We start from the raw sequence: 26,312 nt of genomic DNA on the forward strand, positions 1-26,312 counted from the left end.
CGGGCCGGGGGTTGGCGGGGCGCTGTGGCGGCGATGTCGCGTGGGCGCGGGCGTGTCGTCGCCGGACTGACGGCGCTCACTCTCGTTGCCGGTGGTGCCGCCGTGGCGACGACGGACATCGAGGACGGTCTGATCAGCGCAATGGGCGCGGACGGCGCAGCGGCCGTGACGGACGAGTGCCCGACGGAGGTTCCGACGATCGCCGAGGCCACCGAGGTCGCGGCCCGATGTGACCAGAAGGTCTTCGCGGTCGAGTCGTACACGCCGTTCGAGCAGGTGGCCGCGTTGCCGGAGTACGGACGTCTCGAGTGGTCGACGCGGACGTCCGCCGGTAGGCAGGACAGCGACGGTGACGGCGTGTGGGGGACGATCGACACCACGATCGAGCCGACCGCCGGCCCTGACGGACGCCTGGAGGTTGCGGCACCGGCCCTGCCGATGTCGTTCAGCGACGGCAGCTCGGCCGAACCGTTGGCTGTGATCGAGTCGATGGAGGGTGAGACGCTCTCGTTCGACGTCCCTTTCGAGCTGACCGAACCCGTGGTCGAGGGCGACCGCGTGACCTACCCGGGCATCCTCGGGGACGAGGACATCGACCTGGTCGTGACCGTGGACTCGGACGGGACCGGCTGGCGCGAGGTCATCCGTGTGCGGACGGCAGAAGCGGCTGCCAATCCCGCCTTGCAGGGCCTCGAGTTCCCGGTGGAGGTGTCGGACGGCCTGGAGCTGGGGCAGTCGGGCGGCGGGTTCGTCGCCACCGACGACGAGGGCACTGAGGTCTTCCGCTCACCGACGCCGTTGCTGTGGGACGCCCGCGTGATCGACTCCGCGCCGGTACAGCCCACCGCCTTGTTCGGCTCCCGCGTCGCGGGAGACGCCCATGCCGTCGAACAGGAGCAGCCGGACCTGATCGAGGGCCCACAGTCCCGCCAGGGTCTCGTGGAGGTTCCCGCCGACCTGCAGCCCGAGGGCAACGGCGAGTCCGGACCTTCGGCCGGCGTCCTGCGGCTCGATCCCGACCTCGCCGCGGTCGCCTCGGACCCGGACACCCAGTTCCCCCTCTTCCTGGACCCCGGAGCAAGTGGCTCCCTGCACGAGTTCACCGGTATCAAGAGTGCGTGGCCGGACTCCTCCTCCGGCTACAAGTTCGCCGACGAGCCGAACAAGGACCACGGCACGGGTCTGTGCGACTACTACAACCCCTACGGGTTCCCGTGCGAGCGCACGTCGAAGCACCGGGTGCTGTACGAGTTCAACAATCTCGGCAAGGTTGCTGGTCTGGACGCGAGCGAGATCAAGTCCGCAGAGTTCAACGTCTTCGGGTCGTGGGCCTTCGACTGCCAGGCGCGCAAGACGGCGCTGTACCTGATCGGCTCGAACGAGATCAGCTCGTCCACGAGCTGGAGCTCAGGCGGGTCGTGGACGAACGCGATCGCGATCCGGGACACCGCGCACAAGTGGCATGAGTGCGGGTCCCAGCAGCCGATCGGCTTCTCGTCGACTGCCGCGGCCAAGAAGGTCGCCTCCTCGAACTGGACGTCGCTCACGCTGGGTCTGAAGGTCAACGAGGACTCGATGACCGACTGGAAGCGCTACGCCGGCAACCAGTGGGCGGGAAACCCTGACTTCGGGGCGTCGTTCTCCGTTGTCTACGACCAGCTGCCGCTGGCCCCCACCGGCACGAAGACGTTCACGAGCTCGGACTACCCGGAGTGGTGGTGCGCCGACGGGCTCGCTTTCTCAGCGTGGCTGAGGCCACAGATCTCCGGCGTGCTGCGTGATCCGGACGGGCAGTCGGTCCAGGGTCACTTCCAGGTGAAGCGGGTGTCGACCGGGTCGGTGAGCGTGCACTGGACCAGCCTCAAGTCGTCCGGGTCCCGGCACACGATCCGGCCCGGCAGCAACCTGGTGGCGAACGAGCGGTACACCTGGCGGATGCGGGCCGTGCGGGACGGCGTCGGCGGTCCGTGGTCGTCATGGTGCCCCATGATGATCGACAACGAGGCGCCTGGTGCGCCCAAGATCACCGCAGAACCGATGAGTACGTCGGGCGTGGAAGCGGTCTATCTGGAGCGCGATCCGGACGGTCCCAAGGAGTACGGCGGCATCGGGATGCGGGGAAAGTTCCGGATCTCGACCGGTGCCTGGGACGCGGAGCGGATGTTGTTCGGATTCGCCGACCCGTCCTTGCCCCACCGGTGGACCCTGGACAGCAGCGGACAGATCGTCGTGAGCTTCGTCCCGAGCAGGGAGGGGCCGGTGACGATCTATGCCAAGGTGCGGGACAAGTCCGGCAACGAGTCGACTGCCGCAACCTACACGTTCGACGTCGCCGCTCCGCGCGAGACCGCGGTGTGGCGCCTCGATGACGGCTCGGGCACATCGGCGAGCGAGGCGCTCGGGCTGGTGGGTTCCCAACCGTTGGAGTTCCGGGGGACGGAGAGCACCAGCGCGCTGCCACGATGGGTCGACGGTCCACACGAGCTGTTCGGGTCCCGTGACGGCGACCATGCCGTCGCCTTCGACGGCGTCGACGATCGTCTGTTCACCACCGCGGGCGTGGTCAGCACCAACAGCAGCTTCGTCGTCAGCGCTCACGTGTGGGTCGACCCCGGCGCCACCCGGGACCTGCATGCCGCCCTGTCGCAGGACGGGTCGACGACGTCGGCATTCCAGCTCGGAACGTTCCCCTGCTCGCAGCACGCCATGGGCGTCGGGTGCTTCAACTTCCATGTCGCGGGTACCGACTCCGGCACGGCGACCGTCTATCGGGTGATGTCGACGACACCCGTCGTCACCGGTCAGTGGGTCCACCTGACCGGGGCATTCGACGCGAAGACCAAGAAGGTGTCGCTGTGGGTGTGCGAGATCGGGACGCCTCAGGATCCGAAGCCGGCCGATCCGCAGCGGTACGACCGGGCCGAAGCCGATGCGGTGTCCTTCGCCACTACCCGGCCGTTCGTGGCGGGGCGAAGCCTGGTTCGTGATGTGCAGGACAAGTTCTGGCAGGGCCGCATCGACAACGTGCGCGTCTTCGACGGCCAGCTGGTGGCCGAGAACAAGGTCCGACGGTTGTGCCAGGGCGCCGACGCGAAGGACTTCACCCGGGGTGCGGCTGCGATCGACCCCACCATCGAGGACACGGTCGAGAGCTCGGACTGGTGACACCCGTGACGAGGCGTGCGAGGACGAGCGGAACGACGGCGGCGGCCATGACGAGGAGCATTGTGCGGTTGGTAACGGGTGCGCGGGTGCGCCGGGTGGCGGTCTCGATCGTCGCCGCGGGGACGGCCGTGGTGCTGGGGACGGGTACCGCGATCGCGGCACCACCCAGATCGCTGAACTGTGAGTTCCAGGCGGAGGAGCTGAGCGATGCGCTGGAGATCGCTCAGGAGTGCGACATCGACGTGCGGGTCGTCGGCAAGACGACCCCGTGGTCGACCACGGTCGCTCACGACGACGGCTCGGTCGTCGTGGAGACGAGCACGCGGGCGCAGCGCGCCCCGGCGTCGGCGGTGACCGGAGGACTCTCCGGTGACTGGACGTCCTTGAACACGAAGGTCGTGGACGGCGCTCCTGACGACGGGCGAGTCGAGGTCGCCGCGGGCGTCTACCACATGTCCTTCTCCGACGGCTCCACCCCGGCCCAGCCGCTGGCTCGGGTGCTCATGAAGGGCCGCTACGAGCTGGTCTACGACGCGCCGTTCGACCTTCCCGTGCCGAGCATCGACGGTGACCGCCTGACCTATGCCGACGTCGCCGGCAAGGGTGTCGATCTGGTGGTCACGATCACCGAGGACGGCACGGGTTTCGTCCCGACGCTGCGTATCGCCGACGCCGCGGCCGCCCAACGGGCGGCGAGGGAACTGGACCTCGATGCGCTGAGGTTCGACGTGACCACGTCACCAGGGCTGACTGTCCTGGCCGCCGGTGACGGTGGCTTCGTGGTCTCCGACCCGTTCGGGCAGCGACTGCTCTCCCTGGCGGCACCCGCCGCCTGGGACACTTCTGCCGCCGACGTCGTCGGCGCCCCTGACTCCACCGCCGGTGCCCCCGGCGGCGAGCTGTCCGGCCTTGCGCGCCCGGATGTCATGACGGTCGGTGAGTGGGAACAGGTCACCGGCGTCGATGCCTCCGCGCTGGACGACCCGGAGGAACGGCTGGACGGCCCGCTGCTGGGCGACCAGCGGGAGCGCCTGGCCGCGACCCTGTCACCGGTCGTCGATCCCGCGACGACGACCGACGGTCAGAGCGACTCGTCCGCCGGTGGGTTCGGGACGACTGAAGCCGCCGGCTCGGCGGGAGCGTTGACCGTCGGGGGTACCGCGGTGACCTCGACCGGGTTCGGTGCCGCGGAAGGACCTACCAGCTCTGCCCTGGTCGTCGACGCGGACACCTCTGAGATGGATGCGGTGGCGTATCCGCTCATGATCACGCCGGGCACCCCGACCGCGGCCGTCGAGCGGATCGCGGTGCGGGCGGGCGAGCCGATCGATCCGGAGCTCGCCACCGTGGCGGGGTACATGTTCGAGAGCCCGGCGCCTGTCGGCTACTGCGACAGCGCGACGAACACCGCGTGCGGCGAGACGTCCGGTGCCTCTCGTCTGGCCTGGCAGTTCACCGGCCTGGACGAGGTCGGCCTGACCGACGCCGATCAGGTCAGCGCCGCGTCGCTGAAGGTCACCGGAGTCGACTCGGCATCCTGTACGCCGACGGGCCTAGAGGCGTGGCGTATCGGTCAGTTCGGTCCCACCTCGACGTTCGAGGACCTGGACGAGCGGTGGACAGGCGACACCGATCCCGGCGAGCGGATCACCACTACGACCGTCGCGCACAAGGACGGGTGCACGAGCGCACTGCCCCGCACGATCAGTCTGAACGTGCTGACGGCCGCGAAGTACCTGGCGAGCACAGACGCGGGAGTGCTGACCCTCGGACTCAAGGCCACCGACGAGGTCAGCATGGCCGCGGGCTGGAAGACGTACGGGCCGGATGCCACCCTCACGGTGCAGTACGTGCCTGCGGGCGAGACCGCGACCGGTGAGGGCGCCGATCTGAAGGCACGCCAGGACAACCGCGCCGACGCCACCGACGACGTCGAGGTCGTCCCGTCGCCCGAACCGGTCGACCCCGTGTCGCCGACGCCCTCACCCGAACCGTCCGTCGAGCCGGATCCGACGCCGCAGGCCGCGGCGCCCGACGCCGCCGCCACGACCGCGCCCGTGCCTGAGACCCTGACGCCGGTCGACGGTCTGGGCGGTCTGGACCTGTCGATCGGTGCGGCGGCCGGCGTCACCTCGCCCGATCAGGTCGATCTGGAGGTCGCCGACCAGGCGGAGGCGGACGCGCTGGGTCTGACCGGCGTGCTGCTCGACGTCACCGACGTGTCGACCACCTCGGCCCAGCAGGTGCGGTCGGCGGCCGCAGCGGCTGTCGAGGACGAGCCGGCCACCACGAGCCTGCAGGTCCAGGTGGACTACGGCGAGTTCGCCGACCTGGGCGGGGGAGCGGACTGGGGATCCCGCCTCGGTCTCGTCCGCATCCCTGCGTGCGCCTCGACCACGCCCGAGGCGGAGGAGTGCCAGCCGGTCGAGGTCGACGGCGTGCTCAACGACACCGACGCCGGCACGATCACCGGAACCCTGCAGATCGCGACGGCCGCCACGGCCGCCGCAGCCGAGCAGGCCGCGACCGAGCTCGAGGCCGCGAACGACGCCACCGACGAGGCCAGGACGGCCGTGCGCGACGCCGACGAGGCCCTGGCCACGCTCCAGGCCGCTGAGAACGAAGATGTCGCGCAGCCCTCCGCTTCTCCGACTCCGTCGATGTCGCCGTCGGCCTCGGTGTCCGCGGAGCAGGACGGCGGCACGCCGCACGAGGAAGCACGCGCCGACGACGCCACGGTGGTCGCGGAAGCCGAAGAAGCTGCCGCGGAAGCGCAGGACGAGCTCGACGAGGCCCGGGCCACGGTGCGCGCTGCCCGGACCACCGTCCGGGCGCTGGCCGGGACCACCACACAGGCCGGATCGGGTGACAAGTTCGCGGTCACCGCGCGTTCCGCCTCTGCAGCAGGTGACTGGAAGGCCACGCCCCTGTCCGCGTCGTCGTCCTGGACGGTCTCAGGGGCGACGGGCTCGCTGGGCTGGTCGTACCCGGTCGGCGTGCCGACGCCGGGCACCGGGCCGGCGCCCAAGCTCACGCTGGGCTACTCCTCGTCCGCGCTCGACGGGCGCATCTCCGGCGCGAACAACCAGTCCTCGTGGATCGGCGCGGGCTGGGACCTGAGCTCCGGTTTCGTGGAGCGCAAGTACACCACCTGCACCCAGGACACGGACCCGGTCAGCGGTGCCGACCCGAACAACACCAGTCGCAAGACCGGTGACCTGTGCTGGGACACCGACAACGCGTACCTGGTGTTCAACGGCAGCTCGACCGAGCTCGTCAAGGACGACGTCGCCGCCACCTCCGAGGTGGAGTGGCGTCCGAAGGCCGACGACGGCACCGTCGTGGCTCAGTACGGCCCTCGCACGGCCGGGGAGTGGTGGCGGGTGTCGACCACCGACGGGACCGTGTACGACTTCGGCCGTCAGGCGAACGGGCAGAAGAGCCGCTGGACGGTGCCGGTCTACGGCAACCACGCCGGTGAACCGGGCCACGCGAGTGCCTTCAAGGACTCCCAGGTGACGCTGGGCTGGCGGTGGATGCTCGACCACGTGGTCGACACCTCCGACAACACGATGACCTACGGGTATGCGACCGAGACGAACCGGTACGGCTCCAACGCCAACACCGGCGACACGTCGCAGTACGTCCGCGGAGGCACCCTGGACTGGATCGAGTACGGAACCACGGCGTCCACCGAGAGCGCACCGCCGTACCGTGTCGAGTTCCACACCGCCGAACGTTGCCTCGGGACAGCGGCCAACCCGTGCCCGGACACGTGGACCAAGTCGACGGCGAGCCGGTGGCACGACACGCCGACCGACCTGCGCTGCACCTCGACCACGTCGTGCCAGTTCGTGCAGTCGCCGGTGTTCTACTCCACCAAGCGCCTGACCAGCATCACGGCGCATGTGCGCAACCCCGCGACAGGGACCCTGGCCAAGGTCTCGACCTGGTCCTTGGAGCACGGCTGGCGTGACCCGGGCGACGGCACCGGGCGTGTCCTGTGGCTGCGTTCCATCCAGCACACGGGGCACGCGGTGGCCGGCGCGCCGGGGCTCGTGGGCGACGACATCACGGCCCCCAAGGTGACCTTCGTCGGTGAGCAGTTCCCCGGCCGGGTGAACGACACCGCCACGGACGGGTACCCCGCGATGAAGCAGGTGCGCCTCACCAGCGTCACGACCGAGACCGGTGGCGGGCTGCACATCACGTACCGCGACCGGGAGTGCACGGGGAGCAACATTCCCCGGACCGCCGACGGCACCGTCAAGGTACCCGGCAGCCAGGGCGAGCACACGCTGGCCTGCCAGGCGGTCAAGTGGCACCCGTCCGGGGTCGAGAACCCGCGGGTGGACTACGTGCACACCTACCTGGTCGACACCGTCGTCCAGTCCGCCTCACCGCAAGGAGCGGCCGGGTTCTCCCCAGACGTGACCACGTCGTACGACTACGCGGGCGGCGCGGCCTGGACCAAGGTGGACGACGCCCTGGTGGCGAAGAAGTACCGCACGTACAGCGTGTTCCGCGGCTACGAGACGGTCACATCGACACTGGGCACCGGCGCCGACCGGCAGGTGACGACGACGCGGTACCTCCGTGGAGTCGACGGGGTGGTGGAGTCCGTCGACGGCAGCCTGACCAGCGACACCGTGACCGACCACGAGCTCCTGGCGGGTACGCCGCTGGTCACGACGACCTATTCCGACCAGGCCGGCCAGAACGTCCTGTCCAAGAAGGCGAGCCTGCCCACCGTTCGTGAGACCGGGCGGTACACACCGGCGCCGGGGGAGCAGCCGATCGTCGCCGGCCAGGTCGCATCGGCCGACGTCTGGAGCGGTACGTTCACGAACGCCGGCAACCTGGCGTACAAGACGCACGTGATCACGACCTATGGGGACAAGGGAGAGGTCGTCACCTCCGACGACCGTGGTCAGGCCGGAACAGAGGACACCACCATCAGCGGTGCGCCGATGGGCTCGGACGACACGTGCACCCGTAACCGGTACCTGAGCGGTGCGAGCAACCTCCTCGTCCAGGTCGAGACCGTCATGGTCAAGGGAGCGTGTCCTGCTGACGGCACCCCGGAAGCGGCAACAGTGATCTCTGCGTCCCGAACCAGCTATGACGGGCAGGCATGGAACACCGCACCGGTACGAGGGCGGCCGACGACGGTCACACCCCTGGCCGCCGACCGAGGCGCGGGCTGGGCATTTCCGGAGAGTGGTGCCACGACCACGGCGTACGACAGCAAGGGGCGGGTGACCGCCGTGACCGATCCGCTCGGGCGGACGACCGGAACTGCGTATATCGAGTCGGGCGGAATCGTCACCGCGACGACGACCACCAGCGCGGACCCTGATGGTGCTGGGGACGGAAACGCCGACGGGTACGACCTCAGCTCGCACCAGGTGCGTACCGAGCTCTCGCCGTTCACCGGACAGATCGTCACCAGCACCGACGCCGCGGGCAAGGTGACCACGGCGACCTACGACGCCCTCGGACGCAGCAAGGCGGTCTGGTTCCCCGACCGGAGCAAGGCCGGTGGCCAGTCCTCGTCCGTCAGCTACGACTACGTCGTGTCGCGTTCCGGCGTGAACGCCGTCAAGACGTCGACCCTCGGCGCGGACGGATCGCGCCGACACGCCTCGACCGGGATCTTCGACGGTCTGCTCCGGCAGATCCAGACGCAGACCGAGTCGTTGGACGGACACCACACAGGCGCCGACGTGGCCCGGGTCGTGGTCTCCACCCTCTACGACACTGCTGGGCGCGCGTGGCAGACCTCGGGCGGCATGGTCGCTCCTGGCAGCCCTGCGATGGGGCTGGTCACGGCCCGCAACGGTGCCCACCAGGCGCCGTCGTACACGCAGGTCACCTACGACGGCGCAGGGCGGGCGACGTCCGAGCGGTTCTACATCGGCAACCCCACCAACCCCGAGTACCTGCGGTGGCGGACGACGACGGCGTACAACGCCCACCTCACCACGGTGGTACCGCCCGACGGCGCGACCCCGACCCGCACGATCAACGACGCCAAGGGACGCACGATCGAGCTGCGTGAGTATCTGCGAGACCCGCGCAAGAACGCCGCGGCCGACACTCCGGCAGAGGTCGAGGACCTGGAGTACCAGGGCACGACGTACACCTACAACGCTGCCGGTCTCCTTACGGTCGTGACAGATCCGGACGCCAACGAGTGGACCTACGCGTACGACCGGCACGGACGGCAGACCGCTGCTGTCGACCCGGACGCAGGCGCGACGTCCACGAAGTACGACGCGGCCGGGCAGGTCACGTCCACGACCAACGGCGCCGGTCAGACGCTGACGTACGGCTACGACAACCTCGGCCGCAAGGTCTCCCAGACCGGCGGCACGGGTACGGTCACGTGGTTCTACGACCGCCTTCACACTGCCGTCGACGCCGACAAGACGGCCGTGAAGGGGCAGCTGACCGCAACGGTCCGGACCATCAGTGGCAAGGCCTACACCACTGCGGCGACCGGGTACACGGTCAAGGCGGGTGCGTATCTGCCCACCGGCAGTGAAACCACCTTGCCGACGGACACCGCACTCGGTCACCTGTCGGCCAAGTCGTGGACCACCAGCTGGACCTACACCGCTGACGGCCAGGTCGCGACGCAGACGTTGCCCGCGGTGACCGGCCCGAACGGTACGAGCGTGCTCAACCGCGAGGAGGTCACCACCCACTACGACGCCGCGTCATTGCCGGAGTGGATGGGTGGCGGGTTCGGCTGGGGCACCTACGTCGCCGACTCGCGGCGTGACGCCTGGGGCCGCCAGGGCTTCCTCGACCTCGGCAACACCTATGGCACCGTGGTGTCGTACCTGTGGGAGGAGGGCACCAACCGCCTCACCAACCTCCGGCTCGACCGCGAACGCATCGGCGGTACCGAGCTCGACCTGCGGTACACCTACGACCAGGCCGGGAACATCACCAGCATCACGGATGACCCGACGGCGGTGGGCCGTGCCACCGACAAGCAGTGCTTCCGCTACGACGCCCTACGACGGCTGAGCGAGGCGTGGACCCCGGCCGACGGTAGGTGCGGTGTGCTTCCGTCCGTGAAGTCGGGCGCCACCGCACTCGGTGGGGCGGCTCCCTACTGGGCCTCCTGGCAGCACGACGAGCTCGGGAACCGGATCTCCGAGCGGCTGGTCCTGGGCAACGCGTCGACTGCACGTGGCTCCGCCGTCGTGCAGAGCACCGGGTACGACTACGGCCGCGACGCCAACGGTGACGGTGACCTGACCGACACAGGCGACGTCGGCCCGCACGCGGTGGCCTCGACCACCACGACGGGCACCAACGAGCGCGCGACGACGACGTACACCTACGACGACGCCGGCCGGACCACCGGGTGGGACACCACCGAGGGGCTGACACGCACCCAGCAGACTCTCACGTGGGATCCGGAGAGCGAGCTGACCAGGGCCCAGGCCACCTCGACCACGGACGTGGAGGACCCGGACACCGGTGTCGTCACGCCGGGTGCCGCGCGGACCAGCCGGACCTCGAACATCTGGGGCGGCGACGGCGAGCGGCTGATCCGGACCTCCGAGCCGGACACCGCGATCTCCGGCGACGAGAGCGTGACGGTGTACCTGGCCGGTGGCCAGGAGATCACGTGGCATCCCGGGACCAGCACGGTCACGGCGCAGCGGTACTACTCGTTCGCTGGGCAGGCTATCGCGACGCGCGACGGCAACGGGTTGGGTGCGGTGACGTCGCTGATCACCGATCCGCACGGTACGCCGGTCGCTTCCGTGCACAACACCAGGTGGACGACGACGTCGGTGGCCAAGCACTACACGCTGCCGTTCGGACAGGTGCGCGGTGGTCGGGCGATGCCGACCGACAGGGTGTTCCTGGGCAAGACGCGGGATGTGGAGTCTGGGCTGACGTTGATCGGGGCTCGGTGGTACGGGGAGACGCAGGGGCGGTTCCTGACTGTTGATCCGGTGATGGATCTGGCGGATCCGCAGCAGTGGAACGGGTACGCGTATGCGAACAACAGTCCGGTCACGTACACGGACCCCACTGGGTTGGCCTACACCGGTTACACGCTGGACCCCGGCAGCGGTGGCGGCTGCGGCTGTGACAACGGATACGAGGATCCCGGAGAAGAGTCCACCAGCGGAGGCAGCGGGGGTGGCGGGTCCTTTGGTGATGGCGTTGGTGGCAATGGCAACGGCGGTCTTGATCTTGCGCCGCAAGACGTGGCAGAACTCATCGCGATTGCTCTGGGCACGGAGAGCTGGCCTGTGCCCAAGTACGTGCCGAACACGACGTACGACCCCAGCACCACGCTTCGTGAGAAGTGGAACTGCGTCAGCCCTCTGCCGTGGGATGCGATTGACTGTGATGTCTCCCTTGCACAGAAGTGGGAAAAAGCACTGCTCTATGGAAGCCTGGAGGATCAGCAGGCAGCGATTGCTGAGATGGCGCTTCCAACGAGCGGCGAGACGTTCGTCGCGAGCCTTCCATTGGCGGTCGTACCTGCTGGCAAGGGTGCAAGCCAGGTCGCGTCTGGTGCGGCGCGTGCAGCCGCGCGGGATGCCGCGAGCGCGTCAATGCGGACTGCGGCACGCGCGTGTTCGTTCGAGGGCTCGACCCTAGTTCTGATGGGCGACGGCTCCAAGAAGCCAATCAGGGAGGTTGAAGCTGGTGATGAGGTCATCGCCACTGATCCTGATTCCGGGGAACAAGGTGCCCGAAAGGTCACACATGTTTTCGTGCACGAGGACACGATCGCCAACCTCGAGCTCGACGATGGGACCGTGCTGGGCACGACGGAGGACCATCGGTTCTGGTTGGACTCGGGTCACCGGTTCGAGCGCGCCGACGAGCTCGTTGCCGGCGAGGAGGTCTTGACCGCTGACGGTCGCACACTGCCTGTCGACGGACTGCGCGACAGCACGTCGCGGTTGGCGATGGCCTACAACCTCGAAGTCGACGGCATCCACACCTATCATGTGGGCGAGCAGGCGATCCTGGTCCACAACGCGTGCTTGTTGGCGCTGAGGAACTGGCAGAGTCAGCGGTTCCAGTTCGGCAGCTCGACGTTCCAGCTTGACAAGAGCGGCCTCACGCACGTGCTGGAGCGGCACCACCCGGCGTACTGGGATGGATCAGTGAAGGGAAAGCAGTCCTTCTTCGACGAGTCGATGTCGATCGATGACGTCCAGGCGGCGATCGGAGACGTCGCCCGGCAGAACAGGGAGCAGATGGCGCAGATTGGCGCAGGCAGCGGACAGGTTCAGGGAAGCGTGAACGGCGTCGACTATGTCCTCGGTGTCTCCCGAGGCCGGATCGGCCAGTTTTACCCGGGGACGTTGCCATGAGTCGCGTAGAGGCGACCAGTTACGTAAGAGCTGACGGCGAGTTCCGAGCGATCGCACAAGCGTCACACCACGACGGCGACTGTGACTACGTTCCCGGCGCGATCAGCTTGAAGGTCGACGGTGTCGAATTGCTGGGCCTGGACCTCTGGGATGACGTCAACTGGCTTTGGCCACTGGTGATTCAGGCGCTCGACGAGTTCCGGCATTCCGGCTCCGGCAAGCGGTATTTCCCTGACCAGCCGATTGCGATCATCGTCGAGGCGGCGCCGTGGGGCGGGAACCTGTTGCTGACGGTCACTACATCGGACAAGTCGATCCATCGGACGGCCGTGGCGCCGAGAGATGAACTTTTTGAGACCGTCGCCCGTGCTGGGGCCCACTTCTTCCGGGAACTCGGAAGACTCTGCGGTCCCGAATCTGCGGCGGGGCAGGAGGAGGCCGTGCTGCGCAGTTGGGTTCGCTCTGTCAATTAGGGCAGATGAGTGTCTTGACGGCCTTTGTGGGCTTGGGCGAGTGGCAATCCGAAGTCGAGGTAGCCGTGGTCGGCATTAGTCGGACATTCAAGTTGGTGCGCGATGCCCGGTATGCGCACGCCTTCCGACAGATACTGCGTTCGGGCGTTACTGTTGCCGCCGTCCTCGCCGCTGTGAATTTCACAGAGGAGTATGAGGTCGTCGAGGCGTTCAACTCGTAGTTCCGTTTCCCGGCTTATTTTGGCTGGAATTGGGATGCTCTTTTCGACTGCCTCGTCGACCTCAGTTGGCTTCGCGCAGATCGGTACGTGGTGGTTATCGACAACGCCGAGCGGTTGGAACTTGCGCTTGATCACCATCGGCTCCTTGTCAATACATTGACACGTGCTGCTTCGCTGATGCATCTCTCGGACGCTACAGGGGGCAGATGTAGTTGCCGAATTTCGGGCGGTTGGGATCGACGTCGAGGAATGGCCGGAGTGAGAGTTACCGCATGAGGCGTGCTGTGTGACGGTGGGTTGGTTGACGGCGTCCCTTGCGTCGGCCTGGCGTCAACGCATCGTGTTTCCGACATGCTTCTAATCGGGATCAGCAGCACTGGTGCTTACCGCGATCTGACCGACCATTTAGATGGACTCTCCACCGCTCGGCGGGCGTGTGTTTCACGTCCGGTCTGCGCCACGGTTCTCGCGCTTATTGCAGGTTTCTTCGCGCCTGCAAGACGATTTCGGATCACTAATCCGCACGGGCCACCCGCCGTGTTAGTGCGCAACACGGGGTCGATCACGGCGTCGGTGGCCAACTAACTACACGCCGTTGTTCAGGCAGGGGTGTGGAATTCGCGCACCGCTGGCTCCAGCCGCTATGTCGTCAGAGTGGAACCCTTTCTGAGCCGCACCGCTATCATCTTGCGTAGCGTCGGCAGAACTTCTGCAACGGCCCCTCCGGCACCACCTCCAGCAACTCCCGGTACCGCCCCGCAGCCTCCTCGGTCCCGCCCGCCCGTAGGGCGAGGTCGGCCAGGGCAAGGCTCGCGTCGCGGGCGGCGTACGGCGGGCCGTGCGCGACCAGGTCCTCCAGCTCACGTTCGACCTGGTCGAGGCCGGGAACACCGCCCGGTGTCGACGAGTCGGGCGCCCCGGCCTGCGGGGTCAGGCCGGGGACTGCCGCATCCGAACGGCCTGATCGGACCAGCGCGGCCCGCCCCAACACCACCAACCTCGCCACCCGCACAGCAGGCGAAGCCCACACCTCCACCAGCCCGTCATACAGCTGCACCAGCCGACCCCAGTCCGTCTCCTCCGCCGACCGCGCCGTCGCATGCACGCCGGAAATAGCAGCCTCCAGCGTGAACCGTCCCGGCCTCCCCGGCGTCCGAGAAACTGCCGCCGAGGCATCGTCCAGCCCCGCCACCAGCAATCGCCGGTCCCACAGGCCCCGGTCCACCTCGTCCAGCGGCAGTGCCACACCGTCCCGCACCCGCCCCGGGCGTCGCGCCAGCCCGAGCCGGCACACCGCTCGCAGTCCCAGTACCTCGGGGTCGGCCGGGTACTGAGCCACCAGCGCCTCGGCGAGCGTCAGCGCGTCCCGAGCCGGGTCCTGCGTCGCGTCCGCGGGTTCCAGCTCGAAGCGCTGGCCCACGGTGAACAGGCCGGCCACGCACGCGAGCACGATCGGCAGCCGGGCGTCCCGCGCCGCGCCTTCGGGCACCGCGAACTCGCCGCGAGCTCGGGCCAGCGCCGCCTTGGCGCGTGTGAGGCGGGCCGCCGCCGTGGCCTCGGCGATGCCGAGGTGGCCGGCGATCTGCTGGATCGTGAGGCCGCAGACCACACGCATCGCCAGGACCAGCTGGGCGCCCGGTGCGATCGCGTCGTCGCAGGCGACGAAGAGCAGGGCCAGGCGGTCGTCGAGCTCGGAGCCTGGTTCCGGGGGCACGTGCACGGGGGCCACCTCCGGCCTGGCGAGCTGGGGCTGGATCCGGGTGAACACCGCCTGGTGGCGCACGGCGTCGAGCCAGGACCGGCGGCCCACCTGGACGCACCAGCCGACGAGGTCGGTGATGGTGCCGTCGGGCTGGGCCGCCGCGCGGGCGAACGCCTCCGCGGCGTACTCCTCGCCGTGGTCCAGGCTGCGGGTGGTCACCGCGAGCGACCGCACCACCTGGGGCCAGGCGGTGCGGAACGCCGCGGGATCGATCGCCACGGGAGGGTCAGGAGCCGAAGCGCATGACCTTGCGCCACTCGACCACGTTCCCGCTCGGGACGAGGGCCGCGATCTTGCGCGCCGTGGCCTCGTCGCACTCGACCTCGTAGAAGCCGGTGATCACCTCGTTGGTGTCCGTGAACGGCGCGTCCGTGTAGACGGGCTCGGCGCCGTCCTTCCCGGGCACCACCCAGCCGCCGTACCTGGCGTTCTGCAAGGCGTCGCTCCCGGTGATCTTCACGCCGAGCTCGGCCACCGCCTCGGCGAAACGCTGATGCGCCGCCATGTCGGGGTCGTCGCGGCGGTCCGCCCCCTGGAGGTTCTCCGGGAGGAAGGCGTCCGAGTCCCAGTCGTTCTCGCGGATCAGGAAGATCCAGGTATCGGTCATGTCGAGCTCCTCTTTCGCAGGATGGTGACACGCCTTGGACGTGCGAGCGACGCAGGAATCGACACCCCCGACAAAGCTGGTCAGCCGATCACCGCGACCGGCACCGAGATGGGCGTGCCGGACCCGTCGCGACGCTCGTCCACCTCGGGCAGGTCGACCGGCTGGCCGCCGGCGCCGAGCGCCCGTGGGGGAGTGGCACCCACCCAGGCCATGATGAGCCCGTCCTCGCCCTTGAGTAGACGCTGCGACCGCACACCACCGGTCGCGCGCCCCTTGCCCGGGTACAGGGCGAACGGCGTGACCTTGCCCGCGCCCGGCTCGATCCCCGGGAGCGCGTCGCCGGCGCCCGCGATCGTCACCACGCTGGCCTCGACGCCGGCCGGGACCGCGCCGAAGAACACGACCTGCTGGCCCTCGCCGAGCTTGATGCCCGCCATGCCGCCCGCGGCGCGGCCCTGCGGCCGGACGGCGGACGCCGGGAAGTGCAGCAGCGAGGAGTCGCTGGCCACGAAGACCAGCTCGTCGTCGTCGGCAACCACGGCGGCGCCCACCACGGAGTCGCCGTCCTTGAGTGCGATCACGGGCCACTCGTCGCCCTTGGCCGGGGCGTCGGACGGCGCGATCCGCTTGACGACGCCCTGCGCCGTGCCGAGCGCCACGGTCGGCGCGTCGGCGCCGAGCCCCGTCACCGCCCGCACCGTCTCGCCGCGCTCCAGCTCCACGAGCTCGCTGACCGGGATGCCGCCCGACAGCGACGGCGCGCCGTCGGTGGGCGGGAGCGACGGCAGGTCGAGCACGGAGATCCGGAGCATCCGGCCGGCCGACGTCACCAGGCCCACGAACCCGCGCGTCGTCGCGGACGCGTCGCCCCGCAGGGCGTCGTGCGCGGCGCGGTTGCCGTCGCGCGGCACCGGGACGTCGTCCGGGAGCCGCGCCAGGAGACCTGTCGCCGACAGCACCACACGCGTGGGCTGGTCCTTGATCTGCAGGTCGATGGGCTCGGCCGTCTTCTTGCGCCCGTTGCTCGCGGGGGCGGCCACCGACCCGACCGACCCGCCCGCGGCGTCGAGCAGCACCGTGCGGCGCGGCGTGCCGTACGTCTTGGCCACCTCGCCCATCTCGGTGCTCACCAGGCGGCGCAGCAGCTTCTCGTCACCGAGGATCTGCTCCAGCTCGGCGATCTCGCGGCGCAGCTCCTCGGCCTCCTTCTCCAGCTCGATGCGCGAGAACTTGGTCAGCCGGCGCAGCTGCAGGTCGAGGATGTAGGAGGCCTGCGGCTCGGACAGGTCGAAGATCTCGCGGAGGCGGTCGCGCGCGATGGCGGCGTCGTCGGACGAGCGGATCACCTGGATGACCTCGTCGATGTCGACGATGGCGATGAGCAGGCCGTCCACCAGGTGCAGGCGCTCCAGGCGCTTGTCGAGGCGGTGCTGCGACCGGCGCCGGACCACCAGGATGCGGTGGTCCACCCACACACGCAGCATCTCGACCAGGCCCAGCGTGCGGGGCTGCCCGTCGACCAGGGCCACGTTGTTGATGCCGAAGGAGTCCTCCAGCGGCGTCACGCGGTAGAGCTGCTCCAGCACGGCGTCCGGGTCGAAGCCCGTCTTGACCTCGATGACCAGGCGCAGCCCGTGCGTGCGGTCGGTGAGGTCCTGCACGTTGGAGACGCCCTGGATGCGCTTGGCCTTCACGCCGTCGGCGATCTTCTCGATCACCTTCTCCGGGCCCACGAGGTAGGGCAGCTCGGTGACGACGATGCCCTTGCGGCGCGGCGTCACGTTCTCGATGCGGGCCGTCGCCCGGGTGCGGAAGGTGCCACGGCCGGTGCGGTACGCGTCGCGCACGCCCTCCAGCCCGACGATCTTGCCGCCCGTGGGCAGGTCCGGGCCCGGCACGAACCGCTGCAGGTCCTCCAGGGTGGCCTCAGGGTTCTTGATCAGGTGCTGCGCGGCGGAGACGACCTCGACGAGGTTGTGCGGCGCCATGTTCGTCGCCATGCCGACCGCGATGCCGGAGGCGCCGTTGACCAGCAGGTTCGGGATCGCCGCCGGCAGCACCTCCGGCTGGGTGAGCTTGTTGTCGTAGTTCGGCACGAAGTCCACGACGTTCTCGTCCAGGCCCGTGGTCATCGCCATCGACGGCGCCGCCAGCCGCGCCTCCGTGTACCGGGGGGCGGCGGGGCCGTCGTCGAGCGAGCCGAAGTTGCCGTGCCCGTCCACGAGGGGCAGCCGCAGCGAGAAGTCCTGCGCGAGGCGCACCAGCGCGTCGTAGATGGGGGCGTCACCGTGCGGGTGCAGCTTTCCCATGACCTCGCCGACCACGCGCGAGGACTTCACGTGCGCGCGGTCGGGCCGCAGGCCCATGTCCGACATCATGTAGAGGATGCGGCGCTGCACCGGCTTGAGGCCGTCGCGCGCGTCCGGGAGGGCGCGCGAGTAGATGACGGAGTAGGCGTACTCGAGGAACGAGGTCTCCATCTCCGAGGCGACGTCGATGTCCACGACCTTCTCGTGGATCTCGCTCTCGTCGAGCGGCTGCGACGGCTTGCGCGCCATGGTTCGTGGGACTCCTGCACTCTGGGGCGGACGGGACAGGCAAACGGTACCCCGCGCCACCCACACTCCAGCCCGTCACACACCGACACCAGATCTCGCCGCACTCACCACGGGGCGTGTGCACATCGGGCCTCTCACCTGGCAGTATTTGGGTATGCCCGAATTGCCGCTGGTCAGCAGGTCAGCCACCGTCCCGGGCTGGCTGGCACGGGTCGGTCTCGCGTACGGCGTCGTCGGGCTCAGCGTGGTGCCCGTCCTGGTGCTCGGCGCCCTGATCACGTGGTGGATGCAGGCCTGGCAGTGCGCCCAGCAGGAGTGGGGTTGTCTGGAGGAGGGCATCACCGTGTGGGCCGGGCTGGCGATCCTCGCGGCCGTGCTGCACATCGTGGTCTCGATGCGGGCCGGGCTCGGCGTGGTGCACGGGCTGGTGGTGGTCGCGGTCGCCGCCGTCGCCGCCAACGTGGCGCCCGCGCTGGGTGCCTGGCTGCTGCTCGCGGTGGGCCCGGCGGTCGCCGCCATCCTCACGGCCTCCGGCCCGAGCCGCCGGCAGCGCCTGGTGCTCGTGGGCTTCGGGGTCATGCTGCTCGTGGGCACGGTGCTCGTGCGCTGACCTCGTGCGCCGAGGCCGGCTGTCGGTGGCGGTCGCTAGCCTGGGACCGTGGATCAGCCAGAGGCCGTGGGTACCGTGCGCCTGCCCTATCCGACCGGGTACCCGGTCGAGTGGGAGGCGGACGTCGTGCTGCGCGACGGGTCCACCACGCACGTGCGCCCCATCCGCCCCGACGACGCCGACGCGCTCCAGCGCTTCCAGATGGCGCAGTCCGAGCGCTCCACCTACCTGAGGTTCTTCGCCGCCCTCCAGCGCATCCCGGAGCGCATGCTCACCCAGCTCGTCACGGTCGACCACGTGCGGCGGACGGCGCTCGTCGCGGTCCGGCCCGCCGCGGGCGACGGCCCGGACCGCAGGGCGGAGGACATCGTCGGCGTCGCGCGCTACGACGTGATCGACGATCAGCCCGGCCGCCGCACCGCCGAGGTCGCGTTCAACGTCGCGGACGCCATCCAGGGCCAGGGCCTGGGTTCCGTGCTCCTGGAGCACATCGCGGCGGCCGCGCGCGAACGGGGCGTGCACCGGTTCGTCGCGGAGGTGCTGCCCCAGAACCGCGCCATGCTGGGCGTGTTCCGCGAGGCGGGCTACGCCGTCGAGCAGCACCTGGACGACGGCGTCGTGACGGTGTCGGTCGACCTCGACCCGACCGACCGCTCCCGCGAGGTCATGGCCGACCGCGAGCACCGCACGGAGGCCCGCTCGATGCAGGGGCTGCTCTCGGCCCGGCGGGTGCTGCTGATCGGCCCGCACGACGCCGCGGCTGCCCCCACCGTCGACGACCTCCTGGCCGCCCGGGTCCGCGAGGCCCACGCCGCCGACCCCGGCGACACGGAGCTGCTCGTGCTGGGGGAGCACGTGACGTGGGCGGACCTCGGTGCCGACAGCATCGACCTCGCCGTGATCGCCGCCCCGCCCGACGAGGTGATCGACGCCGTCCGCCGCCTGCGGGGCACGGGCGCCCGCGGTGTGGTCGTGCTGTCGGCCGGCTGGGCCGAGGCGGGGCCCGACGGCGTCGCCCGGCGCCGCGAGCTGCTGCGCACCGCGCACGCCGAGGGCATGCGGGTGGTCGGCCCGGCGAGCTACGGCCTGCTGACCAACGTGCCCGGTGCGCGCCTGCGCGCCAGCCTCGCGCTGACCGCCCCGCGGCCCGGGCGCGTGGGGTTGTTCAGCCAGAGCGCGCCCGCCGCCGTCACGGCCGCCGAGACCGTCAAGCGCCGGGGCCTCGGCCTGTCCACGCTGGTCTCGGCGGGGCACCGGGCGGACGTCTCGGGCAACGACGTGATGCAGTACTGGCAGGACGACCCGCACACCGACGTCGTCTGCCTGTACCTGGAGACGCTCGGCAACCCCCGCAAGTTCTCGCGGATCGCCCGGCGGCTCGCGCAGGTCAAGCCGGTCGTCGTGGTGGTCGCGGGCCGCCACGGCAGCGTCGTGCCCCCAGGGCACACCGTGCGGGCCACGCGCGCGCCGCGGCGCATGCTCGACGAGGTGCTGCGGCAGTCCGGCGTGATCCGTGCGGAGAACACGCACCAGCTCATGGACGTCGCCCAGGTGCTGGCCCACCAGCCGCTGCCCGCGGGCGGCCGGGTCGGCATCGTCGCCAGCTCGCCGTCGCTCGCGGCCCTCGTGGCTGACGCCGTGGCCGCGGCCGGCCTGACGGTCGTGGGCCCGCCCGAGCCGCTGTCCGCGGGCGCGCCCGACGACGAGATCGCCGCCGCCGTCGACGCCCTCTACGCGCCCGACGCCTGCGACGCCGTGGTCGTGGTCTCCGTGCCCGTGGTGCTGCCGCGCACCGACGCGATCGCGCGGGCCGTGACCGAGGCCGCCGCCCGCACGGGCCGCACCACGGTGGTCAGCGCCGTCGGCCTGCACGGGCTGCCCGACGAGCTCGCCTCCGGCGACGTGCGCATCCCCGCCTTCTCCACGCCCGAGGACGCGGTCTGGGCGCTCGGTGAGGTGGTGCGCTACGCGCAGTGGCGCACCCAGGACCACGGCACCCCGGTGCGCCCGCCCCTGCGCGAGGGGATGTCCGACGGCGCCGCGCGGGCGCAGGCCCGCACCCTGGTCGAGTCCCTGCTGGCCCGGCACGCCGGGGAGCCGGCCCCGGCCGACGGCGTCCTGCTGGACCAGGGGGAGGCCGCCGAGCTGCTGGCCTGCTACGGCCTGACCCTGTGGGGATCGGTCAGCGTGCGCACGGCGGACGAGGCCGTGGCCGCCGCCCAGGAGCTGGGCTGGCCGGTCGCGCTCAAGATCGCCGCCCCCGCGCTCCGGCACCGCGCTGACCTGGGCGGCGTCCGCCTCGACATCGCCGACGCCGAGGACCTGCGCGAGGACGCCGAGCGCATGCTGGCCGCGGCGTCCGCGCTGCTGCCCGCGCCCGACCCGGTGCTGGAGGTGCAGGCCATGGCACCCACCGGCGTGGCCTGCGTGGTGCGCTCGGTCGAGGACGAGCTCTTCGGTCCCGTGGTCTCGTTCGGCCTGGCGGGCGACGCCGTCGACCTGCTCGACGACGTGACCCACGGCGTGCCGCCCCTGACCGACGTGGACGTGGCGCGCATGGTGCGCGGTGTCCGCGCGGCCCCGCGGCTGTTCGGCTACCAGGGCGCACCGGCCGCCGACGTCGCCGCGCTGGAGGACGTACTCGCGCGCGTGTCGGTCATGGCCGACGACCTGCCGGAGCTGGCCTCCCTGGAGCTGTACCCCGTGGCCGTCGCCGAGCACGGCGCCTCGGTGCTGCACGCGACGGTCCGTCTGCGCCCGGCGGAGCGCCGCACCGACGCGCCGCGCCGCGCCCTGCCGGGCTGACTCGGTCAACCTGCCGGGGCTGACTCGGCTAACGGCGACCGGCCCGCTCGTGGGAGGATTCTCCCCGTGCCCCATGCCCCTACTGATGCCCGTGCAGACCTGACCGCCCACCTCCACCGGGCCGGCTACTACCCGGAGCTCGTCGCGGACGTGCTCGACGTGGCGCTCGCCGACGAGGAGGTGGTGTCGCACCTGGTGCAGGCGGAGACGACGTTCGACTCGGAGGTGCGGCGGCACCTGACGGTCCTGGTGCTCACGCCGACCCGGCTGGTCACCGCGCACGTCGACGACCACGCGGGGGCCGACCCGGCCAGCCCGGGCTCGGCGTCCGCCACGACGGAGGTGGTGCCGCTGCGTGAGGTCCGCTCCGTGGCGCTCACCCACGTCATCGCCGACCCGGAGCGGTACCCGCACGCGGGCGGCACGCGCGAGGTCACGCTCGCGATCGGCTGGGGTGCCGTGTCCCGTGTCGACCTGGAGCCGGCCACGTGCGTGGACCCGAGCTGCACGGCCGACCACGGCCTCACCGGCCAGGTGACGCCGGACGACGTGGTGGTCCGGATCTCCGGCGAGGCCGAGGGCGACGCCGCCGTCCGGGCCGCCGTCGACTTCGCCCGCGCCCTGTCCCGGGCCACGTCTGCGTGAGCGCACCGGACCTGCCCGCGGGCCTGGTCGCGCCGACCTACGACACGACGAGCCTGGCGGCGGTGCTGCCCGCCGTCGCCGGCGCTCTGGGTCACGACCTGACCACGGCCACCGGCCTGACCGCCGCGGGCAGCCGCGCGGCGCTCGGCCTGCCCGACGCCGAGCGCGTGGTGGTGGTGCTCGTGGACGGCCTCGGCATCCGCAACCTCGCCGAGCGCGGGGGCCACGCGCCGTTCCTGCGCGGCCTGCTCCGGGAGCGGGACGTGGACGCCGCCACGCTGACCTCCAGCTTCCCCTCCACGACCGCCGCGGGCCTGAGCATCCTCGGCACGGGCACCGCGCCCGGCCGCACCGGCATGCTCGGGTACACCCAGCGCGACCCGGTGAGCGGGCGGCTGGCCGCCGTCGTGCAGTGGAAGGATCTCGGCGACCCGGCCGACGTGCAGCGCGAGCCCACGGTGCTGGAGACGCTGGCCGCGGCGGGCGTGAGCGTGACGGCCCCCGGCCCGCGCAAGTTCGCCGGGTCCGGGATGACCCAGGCCGCGCTGCGCGGCCCCGTCCAGGTGGCCGCCGAGACGTTCGAGCAGCGGGTGGACGCCACGGTCGCGGCCCTGCGCCGGCCGGGCCCCGCGCCGCAGCGCCTCGTCTACCTGTACCAGGGCGACGTCGACAAGACCGGCCACGGGTTCGGCTGGGACTCGTGGCAGTGGGGCGACGCCCTGGAGGCGACCGACCGCGAGCTGCGCCGGCTGCTGCGGAGCGTGCCGCGCGGCACGCTGGTGGTGGTCACGGCGGACCATGGTCAGATCAAGGCCGACCTCGGCACCCAGTGGGACGTCGCCACCGACGGCGAGCTGCGGCCCGGTGTCGCGATGGTCGGCGGGGAACCGCGTGCCCTGCACGTCTACACCGACCCCGGCACGGACCCGGCCGACGTCGCGCGGCGGTGGGCCGGGCGCCTGGGGGAGCACGCCGTGGTCCGGCGGCGGGACGAGGCCGTCGCGGCCGGGTGGTTCGGTCCGGTCGCCCCGCACGTGCTGCCGGCGGTCGGCGACGTCGTGGTGGCGATGACCGGCGCCGCGACCGTCGTGGACTCTCGGGTGCACTCCGCCGCCGCGCGGGCCCTGCCCGGCGTGCACGGCTCCCTGACCCCGCACGAGATGCTCGTGCCCCTGCTGACGGCCGTCGCCTAGGAGGACTCGTGGCCGAGCTCGTCTTCTTCTCCGGGACCATGGATTCCGGCAAGTCCACCCTCGCCCTCCAGACGGACCACAACTACCGGGCCCGCGGGCGCGAGGGCCTCATCTTCAGCCGCGGCGACCGGGCCGGCGAGGCCCGGGTCTCCAGCCGGCTCGGCCTGCAGGTCGCGGCTGAGGAGGTCACCGACGACACCGACTTCTGGGCCGAGATCGGCACCCGGCGCGCGGCCGGCCAGGCCGTCGACTACCTCGTGTGCGACGAGGCGCAGTTCTACTCGCCCGCCCAGGTGGAGCAGCTCGCCCGGCTGGTGGACGAGATGGAGATCGACATCTTCGCCTTCGGCATCACCACCGACTTCCGCACCCGGCTGTTCCCCGGCAGCGCCCGCCTGATCGAGCTCGCCGACCGCATCGAGGTGCTCCAGGTCCAGTCGCTGTGCTGGTGCGGTGCGCGCGCCACGCACAACGCGCGCACCGTCGACGGCGTCATGGTCACCGAGGGCGAGCAGGTCGTCATCGGCGACGTCGGAGCGCTCGAACCGGCCGCCGAGGTCGCCTACGAGGTGCTGTGCCGCCGGCACCACGTGCGCCGCATGACGGCGCTCACCGCGAGGCGCCGGTCGGCGCAGGACTCGCTCTGGGGCTGAGCCGCGTCCACGGATGGCCGCTCGCACCTTCTGCGGCGGGCTCGGCCGAACGCGCCCGCCTGCCGTTCCTAGATCTCTGGCCGCGACCCGAACACGATCTCGTCCCAGCTCGGCACCTGCGCCCGGGACTTGCGCCCGCGCTTGGCGGCCGGCCGCCTCGGCTCGGCCTGCGGCTTCTCGGGCGCCGGCTCGGGCGCGGGGGCGTCCGGCGCGGGCTCCGGCTCCGAGCTGTCCGTGCCGGCCTCGACGTCCGGACCGGGCTCCGTCCCGTCCGCCCGTCCCGGCCCGGGGATCTCCCACTGACTGGGCGCCTCCCACTCCAGGTCGGCGGGGGAGTCCGGCACGACGACGGACGGCATCCTCGGGCGCGAGCCGCCCCGCCGCGCACCGATGTCGACGACGGCCGCGGACTGCTCCGCGGGCTCGGCGGCACCGGCCGGCTCGTCGCCCGCGGCGTCGGGCAGGTCGTCCGGGTCCAGCAGGTGCGGCTGCTCGTGGTCCGGGCTCGGACGGCGCGCCGGGCGCTGGCCGCGTCGCTCGGACAGGTTGTCCAGCAGCAGGTCGGTGTCGTCCGGCTCGGGCGGGGCCGGGCGCGCCGGGTGCTGACCGCCGCGCAGCGGCGACAGGGCGGACACGCCTGCCAGCGCGGGGCCGCCGTCGTCCTCGGGCAGACCGAGCCAGCGGGCCTCGTCGTCGAGCGCCTCCACGAACCCGCCGCGCGGCTCCAGCGACCAGCGGGCGACCCGCGGGCGCTCGGCGGCGGTGAACTCCACCTGCACGATCCACGGGTGGGTGCCCTCGCGGGTCGCGCTCCAGCGGGCGTCGTCGGGACGGACGCCCCGCGAGCGCAGGCGCTCGTCGGCGACCTCGCCGAGGGTGGTCGCGCCGTCGTCGTCGGTCAGGACCGCCTTGGCGCGCACGCGCGAGATCGAGTGCTCGCGCTCGGAGATCACGGGGTACTCGAAGCGCCGCACGTGCTCGACCGGCAGGCCCGAGGCCTCGGCGAGCTGCTCGACGGTCTCGCCGGCGCGCAGGCGTGCCTGGATCTCGCGGGGTCGCAGCGCGGACTCCTCCTGGGCCCGGATCGACTCCATGCGCGGGCGGTCGCCGCGGATCGCGGCGCGCAGGGCATCCGTGATCGGCAGGGTGCTCTGGGCGCCGTCGCGCGCCACGAGGACGAGCCGTTCGCCGTCCTCGTGCAGCCGTACCAGCTCCAGCTCGTCCATGCCAGTCCTCCCGGGGTAGTCCTGTGGGCCGAGCCTGCCACCGCGGGGCGGCCCCGCGGCGCAGGCGCGTCGGTGTGCCGCGGGATAGTGGCCGGCACACGCGTGGGGCAGGATGGGTGCGTGACCTCACCCGCACTGCCTGAGCTGCCAGACGGCGTCACCGTCACCGCCCTCCGCGACCTCGCCGTCCGCCTCGCGACGGCGGCCGGTGCCCTGGTCCGTGAGGGTAGACCGGAACGGGTGGTGGTGGCGGCCACGAAGTCGAGCGAGGTGGACCCGGTCACGGTCATGGACCGCGCCTCGGAGGACCTGCTGCGCGAGATGATCGCCGCCGAGCGGCCCGACGACGCGATCCTGGGCGAGGAGGGCGACGACGTGCCCGGCACCAGCGGGCTCACCTGGGTGCTCGACCCGATCGACGGCACGGTGAACTACCTGTACGGGGTGGCGTCGTGGGCGGTGTCGGTCGCGGTGGTGGCGGGTCCGCCCGAGCCCGGTGCGTGGACGGTGCTGGCCGGGTGCGTGCACAGCGTGGCCGACGGGCGCACCTGGTCGGCCGGCCTCGGCGAGGGGGCCACGCGCGACGGCGAGCCCGTCCGGGTGGGGTCCGCGTCCTCGCTGGGCACCTCCCTGGTCGGCACGGGATTCGGCTACGACGCGGGCCGCCGCGCGCAGCAGGCGCAGGTCCTCACGCAGGTGCTGCCGAAGATCCGGGACATCCGCCGGCTCGGCTCGGCCGCGATCGACCTGTGCCTGCTCGCGCAGGGCTCGATCGACCTGTACTACGAGCGGGGCCTGAACCCGTGGGACATGGCGGCGGGGGCCGTGGTGGCGACGGAGGCGGGGGCCGTGGTGACCGGTCTGCGGGGCGGGCCGGCCGGGAACGCGATGACCGTCGCGGGCCCCGCGCACCTGGTGGCGGAGCTCGCCGGGATCCTCGAGGAGATCGACGCCGACGGGGCGGCCGAGCCCGGAATCGGGTGATCTTTTTTCTGACACGGCCCGTGACCGGTCAGCACCCCGGAACCC

Annotated in this window: 14 protein-coding genes and 1 pseudogene; 10 read left to right on the plus strand and 5 right to left on the minus strand. The window is 71.2% G+C overall.

Going from position 1 to position 26,312, the window contains the following annotated elements; translation table 11 throughout:
- Positions 1 to 102: 102 nt before the first annotated feature.
- From ACO229_RS04540 to ACO229_RS04550, 3 genes are read left to right on the plus strand one after another with little or no spacing between them, the layout of a single operon-like run.
- Positions 103 to 3,165 (plus strand): LamG-like jellyroll fold domain-containing protein, encoded by a 3,063-nt coding sequence (locus ACO229_RS04540; protein ID WP_423463946.1) that lies wholly within the window; start codon positions 103 to 105, stop codon positions 3,163 to 3,165.
- Between the two features lie 47 nt (positions 3,166 to 3,212).
- The gene (locus ACO229_RS04545) at positions 3,213 to 12,530 is read left to right on the plus strand and encodes a polymorphic toxin-type HINT domain-containing protein (RefSeq protein ID WP_423463947.1); all 9,318 of its coding nucleotides are present in this window, start codon (positions 3,213 to 3,215) and stop codon (positions 12,528 to 12,530) included.
- On the plus strand, positions 12,527 to 13,003 hold the full coding sequence (locus tag ACO229_RS04550) for a hypothetical protein (protein WP_423463948.1): 477 nt from the start codon (positions 12,527 to 12,529) through the stop codon (positions 13,001 to 13,003). The genes ACO229_RS04545 and ACO229_RS04550 overlap by 4 nt, the downstream gene beginning before the upstream one ends.
- On the opposite strand, the gene ACO229_RS04555 is transcribed toward ACO229_RS04550, so the two are convergent.
- On the minus strand, positions 13,000 to 13,359 hold the full coding sequence (locus tag ACO229_RS04555) for a hypothetical protein (protein WP_423463949.1): 360 nt from the start codon (positions 13,357 to 13,359) through the stop codon (positions 13,000 to 13,002). The two genes, ACO229_RS04550 and ACO229_RS04555, sit on opposite strands and share 4 nt — an antisense overlap.
- Here ACO229_RS04555 and ACO229_RS04560 point away from each other — a divergent pair.
- Positions 13,285 to 13,500: pseudogene (locus ACO229_RS04560) on the plus strand (hypothetical protein); the annotation flags it as partial. The gene ACO229_RS04555 and the pseudogene ACO229_RS04560 overlap by 75 nt on opposite strands.
- Before the next feature lie 406 nt (positions 13,501 to 13,906).
- On the opposite strand, the gene ACO229_RS04565 reads toward ACO229_RS04560, so the two are convergent.
- The 3 genes from ACO229_RS04565 to ACO229_RS04575 all read right to left on the minus strand — a co-directional run bounded on the left by ACO229_RS04565 (position 13,907) and on the right by ACO229_RS04575 (position 18,151).
- On the minus strand, positions 13,907 to 15,205 hold the full coding sequence (locus tag ACO229_RS04565; protein WP_423463950.1) for a DUF6596 domain-containing protein: 1,299 nt from the start codon (positions 15,203 to 15,205) through the stop codon (positions 13,907 to 13,909).
- A gap of 7 nt (positions 15,206 to 15,212) precedes the next feature.
- Positions 15,213 to 15,593, minus strand: a complete 381-nt coding sequence (locus ACO229_RS04570) for a YciI family protein (RefSeq protein WP_397413730.1) — start codon at positions 15,591 to 15,593, stop codon at positions 15,213 to 15,215.
- 80 nt (positions 15,594 to 15,673) lie between these two features.
- Positions 15,674 to 18,151, minus strand: a complete 2,478-nt coding sequence (locus ACO229_RS04575) for a DNA topoisomerase (ATP-hydrolyzing) subunit A (RefSeq protein WP_397413727.1) — start codon at positions 18,149 to 18,151, stop codon at positions 15,674 to 15,676.
- Positions 18,152 to 18,305: 154 nt separating this feature from the next.
- Here ACO229_RS04575 and ACO229_RS04580 point away from each other — a divergent pair, with 154 nt between their 5' ends.
- The 5 genes from ACO229_RS04580 to ACO229_RS04600 all read left to right on the plus strand — a co-directional run bounded on the left by ACO229_RS04580 (position 18,306) and on the right by ACO229_RS04600 (position 24,057).
- Complete coding sequence (locus ACO229_RS04580) at positions 18,306 to 18,761, plus strand: hypothetical protein (RefSeq protein ID WP_397413725.1); 456 nt, start codon at positions 18,306 to 18,308, stop codon at positions 18,759 to 18,761.
- A gap of 48 nt (positions 18,762 to 18,809) precedes the next feature.
- On the plus strand, positions 18,810 to 21,566 hold the full coding sequence (locus tag ACO229_RS04585) for a GNAT family N-acetyltransferase (protein ID WP_423463951.1): 2,757 nt from the start codon (positions 18,810 to 18,812) through the stop codon (positions 21,564 to 21,566).
- Positions 21,567 to 21,632: 66 nt separating this feature from the next.
- Positions 21,633 to 22,211, plus strand: a complete 579-nt coding sequence (locus tag ACO229_RS04590) for a DUF5998 family protein (protein ID WP_423463952.1) — start codon at positions 21,633 to 21,635, stop codon at positions 22,209 to 22,211.
- On the plus strand, positions 22,208 to 23,404 hold the full coding sequence (locus ACO229_RS04595) for an alkaline phosphatase family protein (RefSeq protein WP_397413719.1): 1,197 nt from the start codon (positions 22,208 to 22,210) through the stop codon (positions 23,402 to 23,404). The genes ACO229_RS04590 and ACO229_RS04595 overlap by 4 nt, the downstream gene beginning before the upstream one ends.
- A gap of 8 nt (positions 23,405 to 23,412) precedes the next feature.
- Positions 23,413 to 24,057: a thymidine kinase gene (locus ACO229_RS04600; protein ID WP_397413716.1), complete on the plus strand. Its 645-nt coding sequence runs from the start codon at positions 23,413 to 23,415 to the stop codon at positions 24,055 to 24,057.
- Between the two features lie 68 nt (positions 24,058 to 24,125).
- Here ACO229_RS04600 and sepH read toward each other — a convergent pair whose 3' ends face one another.
- On the minus strand, positions 24,126 to 25,283 hold the full coding sequence (gene sepH / locus ACO229_RS04605) for a septation protein SepH (protein WP_423463953.1): 1,158 nt from the start codon (positions 25,281 to 25,283) through the stop codon (positions 24,126 to 24,128).
- A 120-nt stretch (positions 25,284 to 25,403) separates the two neighbouring features.
- Between sepH and ACO229_RS04610 the strand changes: the two genes are divergently transcribed.
- The gene (locus ACO229_RS04610) at positions 25,404 to 26,267 is read left to right on the plus strand and encodes an inositol monophosphatase family protein (RefSeq protein WP_397430515.1); all 864 of its coding nucleotides are present in this window, start codon (positions 25,404 to 25,406) and stop codon (positions 26,265 to 26,267) included.
- Positions 26,268 to 26,312: the final 45 nt, after the last annotated feature.

Origin of the sequence: Promicromonospora sp. MS192, assembly GCF_049532985.1 — a bacterium.
GTDB lineage: Bacteria > Actinomycetota > Actinomycetes > Actinomycetales > Cellulomonadaceae > Promicromonospora.

Bases quoted from the DNA above. Each gene is read 5' to 3' on its own strand.
- ACO229_RS04580 (WP_397413725.1), top strand. From the start codon at position 18,306: ATGCCCGAATTGCCGCTGGTCAGCAGGTCAGCCACCGTCCCGGGCTGG.
- ACO229_RS04575 (WP_397413727.1), bottom strand. From the start codon at position 18,151: ATGGCGCGCAAGCCGTCGCAGCCGCTCGACGAGAGCGAGATCCACGAG.
- sepH (WP_423463953.1), bottom strand. From the start codon at position 25,283: ATGGACGAGCTGGAGCTGGTACGGCTGCACGAGGACGGCGAACGGCTC.
- ACO229_RS04545 (WP_423463947.1), top strand. From the start codon at position 3,213: ATGACGAGGAGCATTGTGCGGTTGGTAACGGGTGCGCGGGTGCGCCGG.
- ACO229_RS04570 (WP_397413730.1), bottom strand. From the start codon at position 15,593: ATGACCGATACCTGGATCTTCCTGATCCGCGAGAACGACTGGGACTCG.
- ACO229_RS04550 (WP_423463948.1), top strand. From the start codon at position 12,527: ATGAGTCGCGTAGAGGCGACCAGTTACGTAAGAGCTGACGGCGAGTTC.